The organism is Bradyrhizobium sp. Leo114, from assembly GCF_055229415.2.
The window spans coordinates 1-20057 of the sequence record NZ_JBUYEN020000070.1; the positions used below are offsets into that span (position 1 = coordinate 1).

27 protein-coding genes and 1 pseudogene are annotated in these 20057 nt (G+C 63.1%); 19 read left to right on the forward strand and 9 right to left on the reverse strand.

The annotated features are described in order from the left end of the window. The 4 genes and pseudogenes from ACZIRK_RS40665 to ACZIRK_RS40680 form a co-directional block, all read left to right on the forward strand. Positions 1-109 (forward strand): annotated as a pseudogene (locus ACZIRK_RS40665) (IS5/IS1182 family transposase); the annotation flags it as partial. Positions 110-176: 67 nt separating this feature from the next. Next, a complete protein-coding gene (locus ACZIRK_RS40670) occupies positions 177-362 on the forward strand; it encodes a hypothetical protein (protein ID WP_474419470.1) in 186 nt (61 codons plus the stop codon). A 428-nt stretch (positions 363-790) separates the two neighbouring features. Next, on the forward strand, positions 791-952 hold the full coding sequence (locus tag ACZIRK_RS40675; protein ID WP_208827002.1) for a hypothetical protein: 162 nt from the start codon (positions 791-793) through the stop codon (positions 950-952). A gap of 45 nt (positions 953-997) precedes the next feature. Next, positions 998-1402, forward strand: coding sequence for a hypothetical protein (locus tag ACZIRK_RS40680; protein ID WP_028165871.1), 405 nt, complete (start codon positions 998-1000; stop codon positions 1400-1402). A 136-nt stretch (positions 1403-1538) separates the two neighbouring features. Here the strand turns inward: ACZIRK_RS40680 and ACZIRK_RS40685 are convergent, their stop codons facing one another. From ACZIRK_RS40685 to pdxR, 3 genes are read right to left on the reverse strand one after another with little or no spacing between them, the layout of a single operon-like run. Continuing rightward, the gene (locus tag ACZIRK_RS40685) at positions 1539-1793 is read right to left on the reverse strand and encodes a DUF6719 family protein (protein WP_165435378.1); all 255 of its coding nucleotides are present in this window, start codon (positions 1791-1793) and stop codon (positions 1539-1541) included. A 5-nt stretch (positions 1794-1798) separates the two neighbouring features. Continuing rightward, positions 1799-1951, reverse strand: coding sequence for a hypothetical protein (locus tag ACZIRK_RS40690; RefSeq protein ID WP_165435379.1), 153 nt, complete (start codon positions 1949-1951; stop codon positions 1799-1801). A 56-nt stretch (positions 1952-2007) separates the two neighbouring features. Further along, positions 2008-3507: a MocR-like pyridoxine biosynthesis transcription factor PdxR gene (gene pdxR / locus ACZIRK_RS40695; RefSeq protein WP_130227940.1), complete on the reverse strand. Its 1500-nt coding sequence runs from the start codon at positions 3505-3507 to the stop codon at positions 2008-2010. A gap of 77 nt (positions 3508-3584) precedes the next feature. Here pdxR and ACZIRK_RS40700 point away from each other — a divergent pair, with 77 nt between their 5' ends. Then, positions 3585-4307: a pyridoxamine 5'-phosphate oxidase family protein gene (locus tag ACZIRK_RS40700; protein WP_130227941.1), complete on the forward strand. Its 723-nt coding sequence runs from the start codon at positions 3585-3587 to the stop codon at positions 4305-4307. Positions 4308-4351: 44 nt separating this feature from the next. Beyond that, the gene (locus ACZIRK_RS40705; protein ID WP_474419471.1) at positions 4352-5629 is read left to right on the forward strand and encodes an ArgE/DapE family deacylase; all 1278 of its coding nucleotides are present in this window, start codon (positions 4352-4354) and stop codon (positions 5627-5629) included. 102 nt (positions 5630-5731) lie between these two features. Here ACZIRK_RS40705 and ACZIRK_RS40710 read toward each other — a convergent pair whose 3' ends face one another. Continuing rightward, positions 5732-6514 carry a cobalamin-binding protein gene (locus ACZIRK_RS40710; RefSeq protein ID WP_130227943.1) on the reverse strand — a complete coding sequence of 261 codons (783 nt, stop codon included), beginning with the start codon at positions 6512-6514 and terminating at the stop codon, positions 5732-5734. Positions 6515-6634: 120 nt separating this feature from the next. On the opposite strand from ACZIRK_RS40710, the gene ACZIRK_RS40715 reads away from it, so the two are divergent. Both ACZIRK_RS40715 and ACZIRK_RS40720 read left to right on the forward strand, forming a co-directional pair. Beyond that, the gene (locus tag ACZIRK_RS40715; RefSeq protein WP_130227944.1) at positions 6635-7033 is read left to right on the forward strand and encodes a PaaI family thioesterase; all 399 of its coding nucleotides are present in this window, start codon (positions 6635-6637) and stop codon (positions 7031-7033) included. Positions 7034-7199: 166 nt separating this feature from the next. After that, complete coding sequence (locus ACZIRK_RS40720) at positions 7200-7817, forward strand: GNAT family N-acetyltransferase (RefSeq protein ID WP_130227945.1); 618 nt, start codon at positions 7200-7202, stop codon at positions 7815-7817. A gap of 70 nt (positions 7818-7887) precedes the next feature. Here ACZIRK_RS40720 and ACZIRK_RS40725 read toward each other — a convergent pair whose 3' ends face one another. Then, a complete protein-coding gene (locus ACZIRK_RS40725; RefSeq protein WP_028165863.1) occupies positions 7888-8190 on the reverse strand; it encodes a hypothetical protein in 303 nt (100 codons plus the stop codon). 262 nt (positions 8191-8452) lie between these two features. Next, entirely contained in the window at positions 8453-9157 is a 705-nt protein-coding gene (locus ACZIRK_RS40730) for a DUF2161 domain-containing phosphodiesterase (protein WP_130227946.1), read from the reverse strand. 192 nt (positions 9158-9349) lie between these two features. Here ACZIRK_RS40730 and ACZIRK_RS40735 point away from each other — a divergent pair, with 192 nt between their 5' ends. Beyond that, entirely contained in the window at positions 9350-10057 is a 708-nt protein-coding gene (locus ACZIRK_RS40735) for a hypothetical protein (RefSeq protein WP_245474888.1), read from the forward strand. Positions 10058-10066: 9 nt separating this feature from the next. Here the strand turns inward: ACZIRK_RS40735 and fabG are convergent, their stop codons facing one another. Continuing rightward, complete coding sequence (gene fabG, locus ACZIRK_RS40740; RefSeq protein ID WP_130227947.1) at positions 10067-10747, reverse strand: 3-oxoacyl-ACP reductase FabG; 681 nt, start codon at positions 10745-10747, stop codon at positions 10067-10069. Positions 10748-10804: 57 nt separating this feature from the next. Between fabG and ACZIRK_RS40745 the strand changes: the two genes are divergently transcribed. Both ACZIRK_RS40745 and ACZIRK_RS40750 read left to right on the forward strand, forming a co-directional pair. After that, on the forward strand, positions 10805-11581 hold the full coding sequence (locus tag ACZIRK_RS40745; RefSeq protein ID WP_245474889.1) for an SGNH/GDSL hydrolase family protein: 777 nt from the start codon (positions 10805-10807) through the stop codon (positions 11579-11581). 99 nt (positions 11582-11680) lie between these two features. Continuing rightward, positions 11681-11896 (forward strand): hypothetical protein, encoded by a 216-nt coding sequence (locus ACZIRK_RS40750; protein WP_474419472.1) that lies wholly within the window; start codon positions 11681-11683, stop codon positions 11894-11896. On the opposite strand, the gene ACZIRK_RS40755 is transcribed toward ACZIRK_RS40750, so the two are convergent. After that, positions 11893-12642: a tyrosine-protein phosphatase gene (locus tag ACZIRK_RS40755; RefSeq protein ID WP_130227948.1), complete on the reverse strand. Its 750-nt coding sequence runs from the start codon at positions 12640-12642 to the stop codon at positions 11893-11895. The genes ACZIRK_RS40750 and ACZIRK_RS40755 overlap by 4 nt on opposite strands. A 100-nt stretch (positions 12643-12742) precedes the next feature. Here ACZIRK_RS40755 and ACZIRK_RS40760 point away from each other — a divergent pair, with 100 nt between their 5' ends. Then, positions 12743-13057: an MliC family protein gene (locus tag ACZIRK_RS40760; RefSeq protein ID WP_130227949.1), complete on the forward strand. Its 315-nt coding sequence runs from the start codon at positions 12743-12745 to the stop codon at positions 13055-13057. Between the two features lie 90 nt (positions 13058-13147). Here the strand turns inward: ACZIRK_RS40760 and ACZIRK_RS40765 are convergent, their stop codons facing one another. Continuing rightward, on the reverse strand, positions 13148-13348 hold the full coding sequence (locus ACZIRK_RS40765; protein ID WP_028165855.1) for a DUF2735 domain-containing protein: 201 nt from the start codon (positions 13346-13348) through the stop codon (positions 13148-13150). Between the two features lie 558 nt (positions 13349-13906). Here ACZIRK_RS40765 and ACZIRK_RS40770 point away from each other — a divergent pair. The 7 genes from ACZIRK_RS40770 to ACZIRK_RS40800 all read left to right on the forward strand — a co-directional run bounded on the left by ACZIRK_RS40770 (position 13907) and on the right by ACZIRK_RS40800 (position 20054). After that, positions 13907-14941, forward strand: a complete 1035-nt coding sequence (locus ACZIRK_RS40770; protein ID WP_028165854.1) for a glutamine synthetase beta-grasp domain-containing protein — start codon at positions 13907-13909, stop codon at positions 14939-14941. 269 nt (positions 14942-15210) lie between these two features. Further along, positions 15211-15855 carry a GrlR family regulatory protein gene (locus ACZIRK_RS40775; RefSeq protein ID WP_165435380.1) on the forward strand — a complete coding sequence of 215 codons (645 nt, stop codon included), beginning with the start codon at positions 15211-15213 and terminating at the stop codon, positions 15853-15855. A gap of 6 nt (positions 15856-15861) precedes the next feature. Continuing rightward, positions 15862-16548, forward strand: coding sequence for a substrate-binding domain-containing protein (locus ACZIRK_RS40780; protein ID WP_474419473.1), 687 nt, complete (start codon positions 15862-15864; stop codon positions 16546-16548). A 32-nt stretch (positions 16549-16580) separates the two neighbouring features. Continuing rightward, on the forward strand, positions 16581-17405 hold the full coding sequence (locus ACZIRK_RS40785; RefSeq protein ID WP_474419474.1) for a tetratricopeptide repeat protein: 825 nt from the start codon (positions 16581-16583) through the stop codon (positions 17403-17405). A 232-nt stretch (positions 17406-17637) separates the two neighbouring features. After that, positions 17638-18168, forward strand: coding sequence for a hypothetical protein (locus tag ACZIRK_RS40790; protein WP_474419475.1), 531 nt, complete (start codon positions 17638-17640; stop codon positions 18166-18168). Then, entirely contained in the window at positions 18165-18314 is a 150-nt protein-coding gene (locus ACZIRK_RS40795) for a hypothetical protein (RefSeq protein ID WP_016843021.1), read from the forward strand. The genes ACZIRK_RS40790 and ACZIRK_RS40795 overlap by 4 nt, the downstream gene beginning before the upstream one ends. A gap of 117 nt (positions 18315-18431) precedes the next feature. Continuing rightward, positions 18432-20054 carry an ABC-F family ATP-binding cassette domain-containing protein gene (locus ACZIRK_RS40800; protein WP_130227955.1) on the forward strand — a complete coding sequence of 541 codons (1623 nt, stop codon included), beginning with the start codon at positions 18432-18434 and terminating at the stop codon, positions 20052-20054. Positions 20055-20057: the final 3 nt, after the last annotated feature.

Below are 20057 nucleotides of genomic sequence, written 5' to 3' on the forward strand. Positions count from 1 at the left end.
CTTCTCGAAACTGAAGCGTTTCAGGCGCGTTGCTACGCGCTACGAAAAAACCGCACGAAATTACTTCGCTGTCGTCGCTATCGCCGCAACTCTGCTCTGGCTAAGATAACTGTCCACGCGACCTAGAACTGCCGTTTCTTCCAGTCGGACCCTCGCATGCTGGCCTGGAGGCGGGCTTGGGGATCGCGGCAGCCTACGAGGCGGACAAGCTTCTGCTGCGCGCATTCATTGTCACCCATGACGTGGATGTCCTGCTGCGACATCGCACCCGCCATCTGCTGCTGGCCGGGTTTGCGGGTCGCGGTTTCCTTGCCAACGTCGATGTTGCCATTGCCCACGACTGCGATCCTTCGTCGGATTGAGAGAAGTAGCTAACGCGCGACCATCAACAAAGGTTGCGAGTTGTGCGACTGAGTCGGCGGAGCAAGCTGTTGGGTTCAGTTCACTGCAGTGCTCCTAGCGGCCAAAGATTAAGAACTCGCGACGTTGTTGACCGGCACCCCAATAATCTAGCGCCAAACCGCGGTTGCCGGCGTTGATCTATGTCATTCGCGCGGTGATCATTTCTTCGCTAGTGGCGAGGCACGGCACGAGGGCGCTGGTGTACCAGAAATGCGGGTACTGAAATCATTGCGTTTTTCGCACCAATGTTTCGTCGCACGGAGCTGACGAAACATTTCGGCAGTGGAATGAAACCATTTTGAGGTTTTCGCGCAGATGTCCGGAAACAGGGCGTGGTTATCAAACCGCCATACGACGGCGGGAACGCTGGAAGACCGGAGACAGCCAAATGCGGACGATCAGCTTCATCCTTGCCTTCGCCTTCGTCCTGGCTGGACCCTCAATGGCCGGGTCCTCCAACAGCGACCTTCCGGGGATCGGCAGCTTCTCCTATACGGGTTCGCCGATTGCAGGCGCCACGACTCAGGCTATCGTCGTTGCCGCCAACTGAGCGTCGTAAAGAAGTCTGCAGGAAAGCCGACGGTAAATGAACTGCATGCTCTTGCGCACCTGTCTCGCCGTCATCGCGGCATCGATCATTTCTGCCAGTTCGGCGCAAGCGCAGGCGCCGACAGCGCATCAGACGCAGCCGGTGCAATTCCGCACCCTGTTCAAGGTGCTGCCCGACCCGCGCGGTGAATTCGTGCGCCAGTGCGCCCCCCACATGCTTGGCCGCTGGGCGCATCCGGAAGCCGTATGCGGCTGTCTGCACGACTATGCTGCCGCCACCGTCGAGGATCCCGATCTGCGCGAAGCCTTGCTGCGCGGGATCAGCGAGACCGGCGTGCCGACGATCGAGACCGACTGGGTGCCGCCGTCAAAGCAGTCCGAGATCGGCCCGACCTTCACCAAGATCGCGAAGCCGACGCTGCAGTGCATGTTCGATCCGGCGACGGAGTGAGCGGCGTTTCTCGATCATCCCACGAGGTCATCGTCCGGCCTTGACCGGCGATCCAGTATTCCGCGGCGCTTCTTGTGCGCACAACTGGCGATGTTGGTTACTGGATGCCCCGCCTGGGCGGGGCATAACGGACACCTCAGCGCTTCTTGGTGCCGAGGCGCGGGATGCATTTGCGCACGCGCGTCACGCCCTGGCTCGTCATCTGCGAGCCCGAGACTTCCTTGATCTGGCCCGCAGGGCATGATCCGTCGTCGACCATCACGCGCTGGCCCAGCCGCAAATCGATGATGTCCTGCTCGCGTCCCAGCACCTGGGCTGACGCTGACAGCGGTGATGCAAGCCAGCCAAGCAGCACGATGCAACCGACGCGCAGAACTCTTTTCGAAATCATCAGCATCACTTGCCTTGGATCTTCAACCCGTCGGGGCCGACGTTGATCTGGAAACCTTCGGGCTGCTTCTTGGCCTGGTAGAGCTGGTAGCTGAGCACGCCGATGGCGGCAAGCAGCACACCGATGATCAGATACAGGACGTTGCGATTGCCGGGCATCCGGTATCTCCGCCGTACAGCTTTTCATTTTCAGCTTAATGAGGCGCCCGCGATTCTCATAGAGCCGCGGGCGCCGTTGACGTTTTGGCGACGCGGGCTCTCGGCTTACGGCTCTCGTGCAGCGCGGTGAGCGAGGCCTTCGCCAGTCGTTCGGCCGATGCTTTCAGTTGCGGAAGGTCGTGGCCGGCAAACCCCAGCACGAAGCCGGGCAGGGGACGCGCACGATGATAGGTCTCCGCGAGCAGCCAGCCGTCGACCCCGGCCGCGCTCCTAGCCTCTGACGCGACGAGCGGTTCGGTCGATGGATCGAACCGTGCCACCAGATGCAGACCCTGCGAGGGCACCGGCACCGACAGCTCGCCTTCGGAAGCCGCCGACAGCGTCGAAGCCAGCACGTCGCGGGCCTCGCGGTAGAGCCTGCGCACCTTCTTCAGGTTGGCGGCGAAGGCGCCGGAGTTGAGCATGTCCGCGACCGCGCCTTCCATCAGCGTGCCGGGAAAGCGATCGAGCGCGGCGCGGGCCGCCGTCACCGAGCCGATCAATTTTTCAGGCAGCGCGCAATAGCCGACGCGCAATCCGGGAAACAGTGTCTTGGCAAATGTGCCCATGTAGATGACGCGCCGCAGATGGTCGATGCCGGCGAGCGACAGCAGGGGAGCGCCGTCATACCGGAATTCGCTGTCGTAATCGTCCTCGAACACGAAGGCATCGGCGGCCTTGGCCCAGTCCAGCAGTTCCAGCCGGCGCGGCATCGACATCTGCACGCCGAGCGGAAATTGATGCGATGGCGTCACATAGGCCGCACGGGCCGCCGGTGCCCGGGCCCGGCCGTTCGCAACCACCATGCCCGATGCATCGACCGGAACGGAAACCGCGCGATAGCCGCAATGCTCGATGGTTCGGCGTGCGATCGGGTATCCCGGGTCCTCGCACCAGATCTGGTCGCGCGGCCTAAGGATCGCGCTGAGCACGATCCGCAGGCCGTGCAGCGTACCGGACGTCAGCATGATCTGCTCGGGATCGCAGCGCAGGCCGCGCGCCGACAACAAATGGTCGGCGATTGCGGCGCGGAGCTCGCGGCTGCCCCTGGGATCGCCGTAGTGGAAATGCTCGGCGCTGAAGGCGCGCATCCTTCGGCCGACGAAGGCGCGGAAGCGCTGCAGGGCGCGGCTATCGATATGCGTGCAGCCAAGCGCCAGCGCGCCTTGCTGGGGCGCATCGATGGTGATCTTCGGCTTCGGTGCCTCGCGGGCTCGCGCAGGGATGCGCGCCGCGACGAACGTCCCCGAGCCCGTGGTCGCCACTGCGAACCCGTCCGCGATCAAACGCTCATACGCGGTGACGATCGCGTTGCGGCGAAAGCCGGTCTGCTTTGCGAGAGTGCGGGAGGGCGGTAGCGGCTCGCCGGGTTTGACGATGCCGCCGAGGATGGCGTGGCAAAGCGCCTGGTAGAGGCGCTGCTGGGCGGAAGCGCCTGGTGTGACATGCGGTCCGGAAAGGTCGAGCGGCAGCTCGGCCTTGCGCGGCGACGCAGAATTGGTCGAAATTTTTCGCATGGAATTGGCACTATCGCAGACCAAATCCGGCGCTACAACTGCTTCGAAACGTTCAAAATCCAGAAACAGGAGCTGCCGTGAGCGAAGGTGCTGCCGCCTCTTATCCGCTGTCACCACGAAACCAGGTGAAGCGCCGCCATGATCGCGGCTTCTATGATCATGAAACCGTGCACCGCATCCTCGATTCCTCGATGCTGTGCCACGTTTCCTATGCGATCGACGGCCAGCCCTATTGCACGCCGACCTTCTTCTGGCGCGAGGGGACCAAGCTTTACTGGCACGGCAGCAGCGCGAGCCGCATGCTGAGGAACCAGTCCGCCGGCCAGAGGGTCTGTCTCACGGTTGCGCATCTCGACAGCCTGGTGCTGGCGCGCTGCGGCTTCAATCATTCGGCGGACTACCGCGCGGTGATGGCGTTCGGGACGGCCTATATCGTCACCGATCCGGACGAGAAGCAGCGTGCGCTGGTCGCGATGGTCGACCGCTTCTTTCCCGATCGCACCGCGAGCCTGCGGCCGAGCAATACGCAGGAGATCAAGGCGACCTCCTTCATCGCGATGGAGATCGAGGAGGCCTCCGCCAAGATCCGCGCCAAAGGCGTCGCCGACGATGATGAGGATTACGAGCTCCCGATCTATGCCGAGCGCATTCCGGTGCGCACCGTGCTTGGCGCGCCGGAACCGTGCTCGCGGCTGCTCGACGGGGTGACGCGGCCGGCGTCGCTCGACGGCTATTCGGAAGGCAGGCTGCTCGAAGAAGCATTGCGAGATGCCTATTTTGCGCAGTACCCCGGTGGCTGAGATCACGCTATAGCGTTGATCGAACCTGGAGTTGGAGCCGCCGCATGAGTGCCGATACGCAACAAAGGATCCTGGACGCCGTTGATGCCGGCTTCGACGCGCAGCTCGCGACCACGAAGGAGTTCGTCGCGATCCCATCGACGCGTGGCGCGGAAGGTCCGTGCCAGGACATGATCGGCGATCTCCTGCGCGCACGCGGCTACGAGGTCGACGACTGGCATATCAATGTTGACGATCTGAAGAACCTGCGCGGCTTCGGCCCGATCGAGCATGATTTCTCCAGGGCCCGTACGGTGGTCGGCACCTATCGGCCGCCCAGCAATGGCGGCAAATCGCTGATCCTGCAGGGGCACTGCGACGTGGTGCCGACCGGCCCGCTCGACATGTGGGAGACGCCGCCATTCTCGCCGACCATCAAGGATGGGCGCATGTATGGCCGCGGCGCCTGCGACATGAAGTCGGGCACGATTGGCGCCCTCTATGCGCTGGATGCGATCAAGGCTGCAGGCTTGCGCCCCACGGGGCGGATCCACTTCCAGTCCGTGATCGAGGAGGAGAGCACCGGCGTCGGTGCGCTCTCGACCCTGCAGCGCGGTTATCGCGCCGATGCCTGCCTCATCCCGGAGCCGACCGACGGCAAGATGATCCGCTCGCAGGTCGGCGTGATCTGGTTTCGGCTGAAGGTGCGCGGCTTCCCCGTGCATGTGTTCGAGGCCGGCGCCGGGTCGAATGCGATCATGGCGGCGTATCACTTGATCCACGCGCTGGAAAAGTTGGAGGCTGAATGGAACGAGCGCGCCAAGGCCGACCGGCACTTCAAGGACGTCGCCCATCCCATCAACTTCAATCCCGGGATCATCAAGGGCGGCGACTGGGCTTCCAGCGTGCCGGCCTGGTGCGATGTCGACTGCCGCATCGCGGTGCTGCCGGGCTGGTCGATTGCGGAGCGCCAGAAGGAGATTTTGGCCTGTGTCTCTGCGGCCGCGCGCGATCATCGCTTCCTTTCCAACAATCCGCCAGAAGTGCAGTGGTCGGGCTTCCTGTCCGAGGGCTATGAGCTGACTGACGCGGCCGAGCCGGAAGCGGCGTTCGCGAAGGCGTTCGGCGCCGTCTATGGCGGCACGGTGGAAGACCGCGCCTTCACCGCGCTCACTGACACCCGCTTCTATGGATTGAACTACAACATCCCGAGCCTGTGCTTCGGAGCCAGCGGCGCGGCGATGCACGGCTTCAACGAATATGTCGACCTGGAGTCGCTGCGCAAATCCACCAAGGCCACCGCACTGTTCATCGCGGAATGGTGCAGGGTGGAGAGGGTGTAGGCTCCCTCCGTCATTGCGAGCGCAGCGAAGCAATCCATGCCGCCGCGCGTGGAGAAATGGATTGCTTCGCGTTGCTCGCAATGACGAAGGCGAGAGCGAGGCTCACGACGGCCACAGTGCAGCTACTATCGCATCCAGCCCATCGGTCAGCGCGGCTGGGCCCGGCTGCAAGATGATCGTCGACTTGATCTCGACGATGCGGTCGTTGCGCACGGCGGGGATGTCGTTCCAGCCGGGGCGGTTGCGGATACGATCGGGCACGACCTTCTTGCCGCACCAGGAGGCGAGGATCACGTCAGGCGCGGCGTCGCGCACAATCTCGGGCGCGATGATGCGATCTTTCGCCGCCTTCTGTAACCGCAAGCCCGGCAGTGCGTCTTCGCCGCCGGCGATCTCGATCAATTCCGATACCCAGCCGATGCCGCTGATCAGGGGATCGTCCCATTCCTCGAAATAGACTTTTGGCTTCGGCTGCGGACGCGGCGTCGCGGCGATGCTGGCGAGGCGCTGTTCAAAGCTCGTCGCAAGCTGGTCGGCGCGTTCGGCGGCGCTGACCATGGCGCCGAGAGTGCGGATCATGGCCATGATGCCGGCAATGTCGCGCTGGTTGAAGACGTGGACGTCGACACCGGCCCGCACGAGATCGGCGACGATGTCAGCCTGGATGTCGGAGAAGGCGAGCACGAGGTCGGGCTCGAGCGCCAGGATTTTCGGGATGTCCGCCGAGATGAACGCCGCGACGCGCGGCTTCTCGCGCCGGACCTGTGGCGGCCTCACCGCATAGCCGGAGACGCCGACGATGCGGTCCTGCTCGCCGAGCAAATACAGCGTCTCCACGGTCTCCTCGGTCAGGCAGACGATCCGGCGGGGAGGGAAGTGGCGCATCGGAAAATCTCTCTCATTGGCGCATTGTCACATCGGCCATTACCTCGGGCGTCATTGCCTGATTTACCGGCTCCGTCCATTCTCCGCCGCTGCCGCGCGCACAACAAAACGGGAGGACGCATGACGCCGCTGGAAAAGATCCAATCGATGAAAATGCCGTTTGCGGAACTCAAGGGCGTCACGTTCACAGAGGCCGACAAGGACCGCGTGGTGGCGAGGATGCTGGTGCGGGCGGACCTCTGCACGCTGCATCACACCATTCACGGCGGCGCGGTGATGGCGTTTGCGGACTCGGTCGGGGCGGCTGCGACCGTGATCAATCTGCCCGAGGATGCCAAGGGAACCACCACGATCGAGAGTAAGACCAACTTCATCGGCGGCGCCAAGGAGGGGAGCACGGTGATCGCCATCGCCACGCCTGTGCATCGCGGCCGGCGCACGCAGGTCTGGCAGACTCGGCTGGAAACCGAGGACGGCAGACTGGTCGCCATCGTGACCCAGACCCAAATGGTACTATAGTGCGCTCGCCGTCCCGAAATTCATCAATAGATTCAGGGTGAAAGATCAAGTGAATCCAAATGCAACATTCGGTGAATCTAGGTACTTGAATTTCATGCTGCGACGCACAATATTGGGCATCTAGGGACTCGACGCCTCCTCGAGGGCTACCACGAGGAGTTATGGAATGAACTACGATTCTACCCGTTCGGCGCCAGCCAAGGGCACTGTTCGGACGCTGAGCCAATCGGAATTGCCGCTTCTGCAGGACCATCTGCTGAGGCTGGACCGAACCAGCCGCTATGATCGCTTCCATGGCTTCATGGATGACGGCTTCATCAAGCGCTACGCCGAGAAATGCGCCAACGACGGCACTGTCATCATCGCCTATTTCGAGGACGGCGTGGTGCGTGGTGCGGCCGAATTGCATCCGCCGGAGCAATCGCCGGACGGAGAGCCTGAGATCGCCTTCAGCGTGGAGCGCTCGGCGCGCCGCAAGGGCGTCGGCAGCATCCTGTTCCGCAATGTGATCGCGGAGGCGCGGGCGAGGGGCTATCGCTCGCTTCGGATCACCACAGGCGCGCAGAACCAGGCGATGCGTGCGCTCGCCAGCAAGTTCGGTGCGAAGCTGACCTTCCGCCACGGCGAATCCACCGGCAGCATCGATCTTGCGCGGCATGGCCAGCCGGAACTGGTCCCCGCGACGACCGTCGCGCCGCTGGAGGCCGCGCGCGCGATCGCCGATCTCAACCGCGCCTATTGGCAGATGGTGTTCAAGATGTACGGCTGGGGCCGCGCCGCCTGATCGGCGCGCGCACTCGTGCGCCCCAATTCTGCGGGCAATTCGCTCAGCTGAACGAATCGCCAATCGCAGTTCAGGTGCCAGTGCGCTTGTCGTTGCCAAACCGCCGGACCACGCGCCGCTCGACCACGACCGCGCGCTGCGCGCCTTGCTCGCCCGTGATCACGCGGGTCGCCGACCTCGCGGTGGTGCGCGCCGTCTTCTTCACCTCAGCCAGGACCTCCTCGTAAGGGAGGCCCATCAAGGCGGACGCGATCTCGGCCTGTTGCTCAAGGTCGTCGGTGATGCCGACGGCGGCGAAGATCGCTTCCTCCAGCGTCGGCGGATCGCGCCTCACGCGTCGGGGACCATATTTCGTTTGCCAGTCTTCGCTCATCGGGGCCTCACTGGGAGCGGGATGAGGGTTCCATCAGTCGTCATCCGCCCGCCGCTTCGTTTTGAGCATGATCTCCGCGCAAACGCTTCGTCTGTCGCGAGGAAATTCCGGTAGCTATTTTTCCGGATCATGCTTTGGGCGGATACCTAGGCTGCATATTGTTGCATTGCAATATGAAACTGACATGGCAATCCAGCCATGCACGGTAGACTTTCTCCAGATCGCGCGATCGTGACCGCTTATGCACCGCAATCGTGCGTCGCTACGCGGTCGTCATCCGGATCGAGGGCGCTGTTTCGATGGCCGCAGCATCAACCGGCGGCTGTGGCCAACGTTTCAACGCGGCGCGGCCCGCTTCGGTCAGCACATAGATTCCACGCTCGGCGCGGTCGAACCAGCCGTAGACATTGTGCAGCAGGATCTTGCCGGCATCCGGAATATCCACCCGGAGCTCGCGCACGCGCCGCGGTCCATTGGCGAGCGCTGACGCGCAGGCGAGCGCCTGCTGGCGGTAGGCCGTCATGATCGGCGAGCGCGTGCTGCCGCCCATCACGGGATCGCCCTTGCGGCGATTGTGCTCGGCAACCAGGCGCGAGCGCTTCTTCGGATCACGGCGCGGCGCCGTGGTCGGCGGCTTCACCAGCACCTCGACCTCGCCGGCGCTGGTCACTCCCAGCATGCCGAAGCCGAGGCGGCGGCAGAGATTGCGGTAGCGCGCGTCGCTCTCGCGGCCTTTGCCGCGCGACGACAATTTGGCGGCGATCCAGATCTCGTCGCAGGCGCCGGCGCGACCGACCGCCTGCAGGATCAGTTCCAGGTTGAAGGTGAGCTTCAGCTCACCGACCACGACGACCGGCGGATCGTCGCCGCTGAGCGCCACGAGGTCGCACCCGCCGATCTCGCCCTTCACCGTGAAGCCGAGCTTTTCGAGAAATCGTTTGACGGGCAGATAGAGCGAGGTTTCCACGCGCAAAACTCTCCAGTCGCGAAATGCCGCGACTCAGTTGCAGAAGTTTACCGCAAAGCGTTTGCCGGGACGGTGGCAAAACGGTTAGTCTTCCTGCGGGACGACTAGACCAAATGGCAATCGGTGAGCCTGCGCGAGCAAACGGTCCGCGCGGGGTATGGTGCATTTGTCGCGTGAGAAGCAGGCGCCAGGGTGCTGCAGGGACTATACAAATTCTCGTTCAGGACAGTGCGGGGCACTGGCTGCGGCGTGATGTTCGCAACCGCCTCCGGCAAGTTCTATGGCGGCAATTCCGGTTCGTCCTTCATCGGCAGCTACACGGAGGAAGGCGGCATCATCTCATCCGAGGTGAAGATGACGCGCCACAACCACGATCCGAACTATGTGCCGATGTTCCCGGTCGACAACATCGTCATGACCTTCAAGGGCACGCACAAGGGCGACGAGGTTCATTTCGAAGGCGGGACCACTGCCTTACCCGGCGTCGTGTTCACGGCGATCCTGACCCCGATCAACGACAAGGATGCGCCTGCGCCGGGCAAAGTCGGACCCGACGGCATCGGCAACGGGCTCTATTCCATCCACATTCGCATGCTCGATGGGCTCGACGGCGGCAATACCGGCGTGATGATGCTGCATGACGGCCGCATCTGGGGCGGCGACGCCTATTTCGACTATATCGGTGCCTACACCGCCGCGAACGGCCGGTGGAAGGGCGAGATCGTCAACCGCGAGCATACGCCGAGCCTGGGAGAGCGACCGCTGTTCGGCCGCCACGAAGTCGGCATCGGCTTCTCCGGGACCTACGATTCCGAAGGTGCCGAAGCTGAAGCCACTGCGCTCGCTGGCAAGCGCAGCGTCCGCTTCAAGGCGGTGCTGAAGAAGCTGGTGGAGGCGTGAGCGAGAGAGTCAAACGCGGCCATTCACCGGCAACAGCGCGCCGGTGACTGCGCTCGCTGCGTCGCTGGCGAGGAACAGGATGACGTCGGCGAGTTCCTTTGGCGCCACCCATTTTGAGAAATCCGCCTTCGGCATGCTGGCGCGGTTTGCTGCGGTGTCGATGATCGAAGGCAACACGGCGTTGACCGTGATCTTGCCTTTGTGCTCGGCGGCGAGCGCTTCGGTCAGGCGGTGCACGCCGGATTTGGAAGCTGCATAGGCGCCCATGCCGGCGCCTGCCTGCAGTGCACCGAGCGCGCCGATATTGATGATACGCGCGGCGCTGGACGCAAGAAGATGCGGGATCGCCGCGCGCGAGGCGTTGAGCGCGGTCGTGACATTGAGCGCATACATCCGCTGCCAGGTTGCGGGATCGCCGTCTGCGACCGTCTCGAAGGCAAAGCCGCCGGCGATGTTGATGAGCGCATCGAGCCGGCCGAAATGCGCCGCCGCAGTGTCGATCGCCTTTTTTGCCTGGGCTGCGTCGGTCAGATCAACGCCGCCGAACTCGATCCGGCCCGACGTCGGCGAAAGCGATGACGGCGCGTGATCAATGCCGGACACGCGTGCGCCGCGCGCCAGGGCTTCCTCAGCGACCACCTTGCCGAGCGCCCCGGATGCGCCGGTGATGACGATAACTTTTCCGTTCATGAGACAGCTCCGCACTACCCGAGCAGACAGACTAAACTCAGCGGAAATTCATTTGCAATGCCGGCAAAATCGTCGCGAAATAGGCCCTCAACGTTAAATAGTATTCAATTTGTGAGGCCCGAAATGATTGACAATTTTGCAGATGCCGAATTGCCTGATCAGTTGATCGCCTTCAAATATCCGCTGACACGCCTGGCCGAGGCGCTTCGGCACGGCGGGCCGCTCAAGATCGTGGCGATGGGATCATCGTCGACCGCTGGCCGGGAAGATGTCTTGCCTTATCCATACTGGCTGGAAATGTATCTGAGGCGTGCCTGCGATAATCCAAGGATCGATGTGCTCAACAGGGGGGTAGGCGGTCAAGAGGCGATCGAAGAACTGGATCGCTTCGATTCGGACATTTTCGCCGAAGCGCCGGCACCGTCACTGGTGATCTGGCAGGTCGGCACCAACGCCGTCTTCCACAAGGAGAAGTACAACGTCGACGACGTCGCGGAGAAAATTGCCGTCGGCGTAGACCGGCTTCGTGCCCATGCAGGCCAGATGGACGTGCTACTGATCGATCCGCAACATGTCCCGGCGATGCTGATCGACGATAAGGCCGAGCTTTCCGAGCGCATGGTCTGGCTGATCGCCGCAGTGGCAGAGCGGGCAGGAGTCAATGTGTTTCGCCGCTGGGCGCTGATGCAGCATTGGCACGCGCAGAACAATATCGGTTTCGATCGTATGGTCGACCCCACCGATCCCGATCGATTGCATCAGAGCGACGGCAGCACGCTCCGGATGTCTAGGGGCCTTAACGATGCTATCCGGAAAGCTGCCGCCGTAGCGTAGCCATGCACGTAAGACTACGGCCTTGCCCTTGATTGGTAAAATTTGCCGGACTTCCGTAAGTCGATTGCAGAATCCGTTCGCTAGAAGCGAGGTCTCATCATGGCAGGGGATCAGACCATGGGAAACTTACCCGATCACGGTTTACCGCTCGTTCAGCTTAAGGAGCAGCGGCGGGACTTGGTCGTCGCGCTGCAGAATCGCACCGGTCCGGTCAGCGGCTGGGAGTTGATGCACATCGCGGCCGTGCAGCAGGCGATCTCGGCTTTCGAGGAAGTCATTGCCGACCTCGACGCCGAGCTGGAAGCGGCTGCTTAAGTTCTCTCGAGATAGAGCGCGGCAAGCTGCTTGCGCTCGCTCTCTCCGACACCAAGGCCGTCGCGGATATAATTGTCGAGGCCACCATAGCCGGCGCTGATGGCCTCGAACGACGTGGCCAGGAACGCCGCCCGCACCGTGCCGATCACCTGCAGGACAGTGTCCGGTAGATCGCTCGGCACGGAAGCATCGCGCCGATAGAAGCGGTTGGTCAGCAGATAATCTTCCGAGATCACCTCGTCGGGAACGCCGAGCGTATGCAGGATCAGCGCGCAGGCGAAGCCGGTGCGGTCCTTGCCGGCGCTGCAATGGATGACGAGCGGCGCGCGGTCCTCCAACAGATGCGCAAACAGCGCGCGGAAGCGCGGCGTGTTCTCCTGCACATAGCTGCGGTAGGAATCGCGCATCACCTCGATGGCGTCGTTCTCGGTCGGCGGATTGCCGCTGGCGGCGATGGCGTGCAGCGCGGCGATCACCGTCGGTTCGACCGGCAGGGAATGCACGGTGATCTCGGCCACGCCGCAAAGCCCCTCGGCGCGCTCCTCGCGGCCACGGAAATCGAAGGCGCTGCGGACGCCGAGGCCGCGGATCACCGCAACATCGTCGTCGGTGAGGCGGCCGAGATGGTTGGAGCGAAAGATCTGGCGCCAACGGACGCTGCGGCCGTCGCGCGTAAGGTAGCCGCCGAGGTCACGGAAATTGCTCGCGCCGGCGAGATTGAAATGTCGGGCAGGGGAGTCTTGCATCGGGTGACTTAAGCAATCGTGTACGGCAAGCAGATGACCGGATAGGAGATGGTGCGCATCCCGCGCTCGTCTATACTCAAGGCAGCTCCGGGGGCGAAGCATGAATCATCGGCAGGCGGCCATTTTCGCGGCGGTCTTGGTGGCGGGAACCCTCGCCGGCAGGTCGCAAGCCTCGGCCCAAAGCTCGTTCCAGAACTATCGCTGCGCCGACGGCACGCAGTTCATCGTCGGATTTTTCCAATACGACTCCCGCGCCCATCTGCAGCTCGACGGCAAGGCGATAACGCTGTTGAAGCGGCTGACGCTATCAGGCGCGCGCTACTCCGGCAGTGGCGTTACGCTAAGGATCACGAAAGCCGGCCTTGCCACGCTCAAGCACGCCAAGCGCCGGGCCACGGCCTGCGAGCTGGCATGAAAAAGGGCCGAAACGCGCTCGTTCCGACCCTTTTCGACGCTACCGATCCCCGACATTCCCGTCGGGAAGCTATCCGATATTGACCCGGCATTAGTGGTCACGCGTTGGCTTGGATTCTTCGATCGCCGCTTGGTGGTACCAGCTACCGCTGCAATCGGCCTTGTTCACCTGTGAAGCAGCAATCTCGAGCGCCGACTTGGTCTCACCATAGCGGCGTCCTGCGATGGACGCCCGGCCGCCAACCGGGAATTGGTAGATCTTGGCAGATCCCTGATTCAGACCCGTATTCATGTCATCCTCTCCTCTGATCGGAGCCGCGATCCTCCATGGTGCGCCCGACTCGTTCTCGTGTGGTTACTTGGATAGTTACTTGGACTTGCGATATCGGCCGTGCCCCGCCCGGATGCAAGTTGATCAAAAAATGTCACTCGATGATTATTCTCTAGGCATTTTTGGTTTTGCTTCGCGTGAGGCAACAAGCAGGTGACCAACGCTTGAGCCGGGCCGAGGGTTGCGGTCGGGCGGCGGCGTCTCCGAGCAATGCCGCGAAAGCCTGCCAAGGCTTTAATCGGACGGTGGGCGCCTAGAGGAAATTGCCGGAGAATCGGGCGCTGGCGGTACCCTGGGAGCGTCAATTGGCCGCTTGGTACGCATGCCAGCCGCGCTTCTATGTCGCAGTAAAAAAGAGCTAGCGCCGTCTGGACTTTTCCCCAGAGACCCGCTCCCGCATTGCAGCGATTGGCATTCAAATTGCTTGGTACATTCTTGGCCGATGGTGGCCGGGTACGCGCGGGGCAACCGAGTGGCTTTTCGGCCCCTCGCGTTTTGCATCATCAACAGAGAGGCTCAATGACTAAGTACAAGCTCGAGTATATTTGGCTCGACGGGTATACGCCGACACCGAACTTGCGCGGCAAGACTCAGATCAAGGAATTCGCGTCGTTCCCGACGCTCGAGCAGCTTCCGCTCTGGGGCTTCGATGGCTCCTCCACCATGCAGGCTGAAGGCCACAGCTCCGATTGCGTGCTGAAGCCGGTCGCCGTCTATCCGGACGCTGCGCGCACCAACGGCGCGCTCGTGATGTGCGAAGTCATGATGCCCGATGGCGTCACCCCGCATCCGTCCAACAAGCGCGCCACCATTCTCGATGACGCCGGCGCCTGGTTCGGCTTCGAGCAGGAATATTTCTTCTACAAGGACGGCCGTCCGCTGGGCTTCCCCTCGAGCGGCTATCCCGCTCCGCAGGGCCCGTACTACACCGGCGTCGGCTACAAGAATGTCGGCGATGTTGCCCGCAAGATCGTGGAAGAGCATCTCGACCTCTGCCTTGCTGCCGGCATCAACCACGAAGGCATCAACGCCGAAGTGGCGAAGGGCCAGTGGGAATTCCAGATCTTCGGCAAGGGCTCCAAGACCGCCGCTGACCAGATGTGGATGGCGCGCTACCTGATGCTGCGCCTGACCGAGAGCTATGGCATCGACATCGAATTCCACTGCAAGCCGCTCGGCGACACCGACTGGAACGGTTCCGGCATGCACGCCAACTTCTCGACCCAGTACATGCGCGAAGTCGGCGGCAAGGAGTACTTCGAGGCGCTGATGGAAGCTTTCAAGGCCAACCGCGCTGACCACATCGCGGTCTACGGCCCTGATAACCATATGCGCCTGACCGGCAAGCACGAGACGGCCTCGATCGATACCTTCTCTTACGGCGTGGCCGACCGCGGCGCTTCGATCCGCGTTCCGCACTCCTTCGTCAACAACGGCTACAAGGGTTATCTGGAAGATCGCCGTCCGAACTCCCAAGGCGACCCCTACCAGATCGCTTCGCAGATCCTGAAGACCGTCTCTCAAGTCCCGACCGGCAAGAAGGCCGCGGCCTAAGACGCTCCCGGCCCGGGCTGGGGGCGCCTGGGACCGCAATCAAGTCCGCCAATGCCGTTCGGCTTTGGCGGACTTTTGCATTTTAAACGGCATTGGACTGGTTGCGCTTCCAGACCGTCGACACGCTTTGTTTAGCGCAAAGCCGGTATCGACCTTGCCGAAAGCGCGCTACACTTGGCTTGGATGCGCGCGGGCCGGGGGCCGAAGTGGGTTTCGGAGGCTTCTACAAGGTCAGATTTCAGCTCAATGATGCGGTCGGCCGCAGCGTCATGCACGCGCATGACGGCAAGATGCTCGGCGGCAATTCGGCCTTTGCCCATATCGGCACCTATGAGGAAAGCGGCGACGATGTCTCGGTCGTGGTCAGGACCGTGCGCCACAATCCGGATCCCAACTATCCCGCCATGGCCGGCACCGATGATGCGACACTGGTGGCGCAGGGCCGGCCCAATGGCGACACCTATCGCTTCGAGGGAGGGTTGCGGGAGGTGCCGGGCGTCCCGTTTCAGGCATTGTTGACGCCGATCGAGGAGCAGGCGGTCCCGATCGCCGGCGGTGTCGGCGAGGGCGGGATTGCCAACGGCCTTTATTCCATTCATCTCCGCCTGCTCGATGGGGTCTCAGGCGGCCTGACTGGCGTGATGCTGCTCAAGGATGGCCGGATCGTCGGCGGTGACGCGTTCTTCTATTATCTCGGTACTTACGTTTCGGAGAATGGCCGCTGGAAAGGCCAGATCCTCAACCAGGAGCACACACCGGCCAGGGGCGAGAATCCGATCTTCGGCGGCCACGAAGTCGGCATTGGCTTTTCCGGCACCTGTAATGAAGAGGGAGCGGTGCTGGAAGCAACCGCGCTCGCCGGCAAGCGCAGCCTGCGATTGACGGCGGTGCTGAAGCTGATGCGCCGACTGTAAGACGCGATGCCCGACACCATTCGCCTGCTCTCCACGTTGGCGCTGAAAGGCGCAGTTGCCGATCTTGCCGGACAGTATGCGGCCGCCGGCGGCGTGCGGATCGACGCCGATTTCGCGCCGACGCTCGCCCTGCTTGACCGGATCAGGCGCGGCGAGGGCGCCGACATCCTCATCCTGACGCAAGAGGGGCTCGCCGAGCTCGCGCGGGAAGCAAGCGTCGCCGCGGCGAGCTGCGTCGATCTCGCGCGCTCTTATGTCGGCATCGCGGTGAAGGAGGGAGCCTTGCATCCCGACATCGCCAGCGAGGCGGGGTTGCGCGCGACGCTGCTGGCTGCGCGCTCGGTGGCGTATTCGCGGATCGGCGTCAGCGGGATTTTCTTCGCGCGACTGATCGAGAGCCTGGGCATCGCGGCCGAGATCAACGCGCGCGCGACCATTATCCCGTCGGGCTTCACCGCGGAACGGCTCGTCACTGATGAGGCCGATCTCGCCGTGCAGCAGATCAGCGAATTGAAGCAGGTTGCCGGCATCGAGGTCGTCGGACCAATTCCGCGCGTGTTGCAGACGCCGGCGGTGTTCTCCGCCGGCCGCATGACAGCTTCGGGGAAGGCGGAGCAGGCCGACCGGCTGCTGCGCTATCTCGCTTCCGACGAGGTCGCGCCGGTGCTGCGCGAGTCGGGGCTTGAGCCTTGAATTTGCCGGCCGTTGGACGCAACTTGCCAGCCATGATCAAGCGAATTCATGCAGCCGCACTTCTCGCCGTCACAGTGCTCGCGGCGCCGGGCCATGCCCATGCGCAATCGGCCGACCTCGTGCTGTGCGACCGCCTCGCGGCCGATCCCTCCGATCCCGACAAGCCCGCCGACGTCAAGGGCGTGCCGGAGGTCGCCTCGGCCGACATTGCGACCGCGATCAAATACTGCGCAGTTGCTGCGAAATCCTCGCGCCGGGCGATGTATCAGCTCGGGCGTGCCTATGCAGCCAATCGGCAAACGGCGGAAGCGGTCGCGGCCTGGCGGAAGGCGGCAGACAAGGGCTCGACCTCGGCGATGGTCGAGCTCGGCGTGCTCTATGGGACCGGCGCGGGCGTCGCGAAGGACGAAGCGCAGGCGCGCAAGTTGTTTGAGCGCGCGGCGCAGGCCGGCAATCCGCGCGGCGTCACCAATCTGGCCGCGCTCGGCGGAGCCTCGGCGGCCGACCCGGCGCGCGCCCGCGAATTGCTCGCGAAGGCCGCCGAGACCAACCCCGAGGCGCAATATCAGCTCGGCCTGATGCTCTCCGAGGGCTCCGGCGGCGAGAAGGACGATGTCGCGGCACGCGCGCTGTTCGTGAAGGCGGCGGCGCAAAATCATCCCGCCGCGCTGGAGCGGATGGGCGCCTTCGCGCAATCCGGCCGCGGCGGTCCGAAGGATTCGGATGCCGCAAAAGCCTATTACGAGCGCGCCGCCGCCCTCGGCGACGAGGACGCCAAGAAGGCGCTGGAGCGGGCGCGATGTCCGATGACGATCAAGGACAAGCGCGGCAACGTCGTGACTAATCTCTGCTTCTAGAGCGATCAATGGTAACCCAGCCGTGATTGCGAGCGAAGCGAAGCAATCCATCTCTCGAAACTTGCGGTGACAATGGATTGCTTCGCTACGCTCGCAATGACGGCTGTTGTGTTGCTTGGCCGAATTTCCCAGGCGGCTTTGATCAAGCGCAAGACTCCCACGACTCTCCTCGCTAGGCTGCAAGCAAAACAATGTTCTGCGGTCGCTGCCGCGGGAAGAAATGGAGTTTGCGATGAAACGGCGTGCTCTGGTGATGGCTCTGCTTCTGTCTGCGGCGTCGACAACATTGGCGATCGCGCAGTCGGATCTGAAGCAGCCTTCTTCGAGCGACCGATATGTCCCGCGGCTTGGCGACATCATGAGCGCTGCGCAACGGCAACACCAGAAATTGTGGTTGGCCGCCACGGCCCAGAATTGGGAGCTTGCGACGTACGAACTGGGCCAGCTCGAGTCCAGTCTTGCGGAGGCGGCCATGATGTATTCCGGCATCCCCGTCAGCAATGTCACCACGCTGAAGGATCCGTTGCAGTCGGTTTCCGACGCGATCGCGGCGAAGGATGGCCGCAAATTTGCGAAGGCTTATGCCAGTCTGACCGAAGGCTGCAACTCCTGTCACACATCGATGGGCCGAAGCTTCATCGCCATCCGTGTTCCCACCGGGCCGCAGCCATTTGGCAATCAGCTCTTTCCGCCGCAGCGCAAGCCGCAATGGAACCGAGAGGGTGCGGCGTGGTTGATCGGGCAAAAGGAGACCCGACCATGATCCGCAAATTACGATCCGGCGAATACCGCCTCTATTCGCGGAAGGTCAATCCGAAGACCGGCAAACGTCGCAATCTCGGCACCTTCAAGTCTCGCGCCGCGGCCGAAAAGCACGAGCGCGACGTGCAGTATTTCAAGCGGCACTAGCAGGGCTCGTTTCGGAAGGAAAATCGCGCTGAAGCGGAGCGGGTGGCGGAACGTCTTTGCGCTGGCGGGCGAAATCGACTAAGAGCGCCCCGCACAGATGTCCCACCAGATAGCGCAATGATCCGTCTCGACAACGTCAGCAAGCAGGCCGGCCACCAAATCCTCTTCATCGAAGCTTCCGCAGCGCTCAACCGGGGTGAAAAGATCGGCCTCGTCGGGCCGAACGGCGCCGGCAAGTCGACGCTGTTCCGGATGATCGCAGGCCAGGATGTGCCCGACGAAGGGCAGGTGGCGGTCGATCGCGGCATCACGATCGGCTATTTCAGCCAGGATGTCGGCGAGATGTCCGGCCGCAGCGCGGTCGCCGAGGTGATGGACGGCGCAGGCCCCGTCAGCATCGTTGCGGCCGAGCTGAAGGAGCTCGAGGCTGCGATGGCCGATCCTGAACGCGCCGATGAGATGGACGACATCATCGCGCGCTATGGCGAGGTGCAGGGACGGTTCGAGGAGCTTGACGGTTACGCGCTCGAGGGGCGGGCGCGCGAGGCGCTGGCCGGCCTTGGCTTCAGCCAGGAGATGATGGACGGCGACGTCGGCTCGCTCTCGGGCGGCTGGAAGATGCGCGTGGCGCTGGCGCGCATTCTCTTGATGCGTCCGGATGTCATGCTGCTGGACGAGCCGAGCAACCATCTCGATCTCGAAAGCCTGATCTGGCTCGAGCAATTCTTGAAGGGCTACGAGGGCGCGCTGTTGATGACGTCGCACGACCGCGCGTTCATCAATCGCGTGATCGGCAAGGTGATCGAGATCGATGGCGGCGCGCTCACCACTTACTCCGGCGACTACGAGTTATATGAGCAGCAGCGCGCGATGGCCGACAAGCAGCAGCAGGCTCAGTTCGAGCGTCAGCAGGCGATGCTGGCGAAGGAGATCAAGTTCATCGAGCGCTTCAAGGCGCGCGCTTCCCACGCGGCCCAGGTGCAAAGCCGCGTCAAGAAGCTCGACAAGATCGAGCGGGTCGAGCCTCCGAGACGCCGCCAGACCGTGGCGTTCGAATTCCTGCCGGCGCCGCGCTCCGGCGAAGACGTGGTTGCGCTGAAGAACGTCGACAAGGGCTACGGCAGCAAGCGAATCTATGAAGGACTGGACTTCATGATCCGCCGGCGCGAGCGCTGGTGCGTGATGGGCGTCAATGGCGCCGGGAAGTCGACGTTGTTGAAGCTGGTGGCCGGCTCGACTGAGCCGGACAATGGCACGGTCGTGCTCGGCGGCAGCGTCAAGATGGGTTATTTCGCGCAGCACGCGATGGATCTGCTCGACGGCGAACGCACGGTGTTTCAATCACTCGAAGACGCGTTCCCGCAGGCAGGGCAGGGCTCGCTCCGCGCGCTTGCCGGCTGCTTCGGATTTTCCGGCGACGATGTCGAGAAGAGGTGCCGGGTGCTGTCGGGCGGCGAGAAGGCACGGCTGGTGATGGCGAAGATGCTCTACGATCCCCCGAACTTCCTGGTGCTGGACGAGCCGACCAACCACCTTGATCTCGCGACCAAGGAGATGCTGATCAACGCGCTGTCGGAGTTTGAGGGCACGATGCTGTTCGTCTCGCACGACCGGCATTTTCTCGCCGCGCTCTCCAACCGCGTTCTGGAACTGACGCCGGACGGTATCCACCAATTTGGCGGGGGCTATACGGAGTACGTCGCCCGCACTGGCCAGGAAGCACCGGGGCTGCGGAGCTAGCTT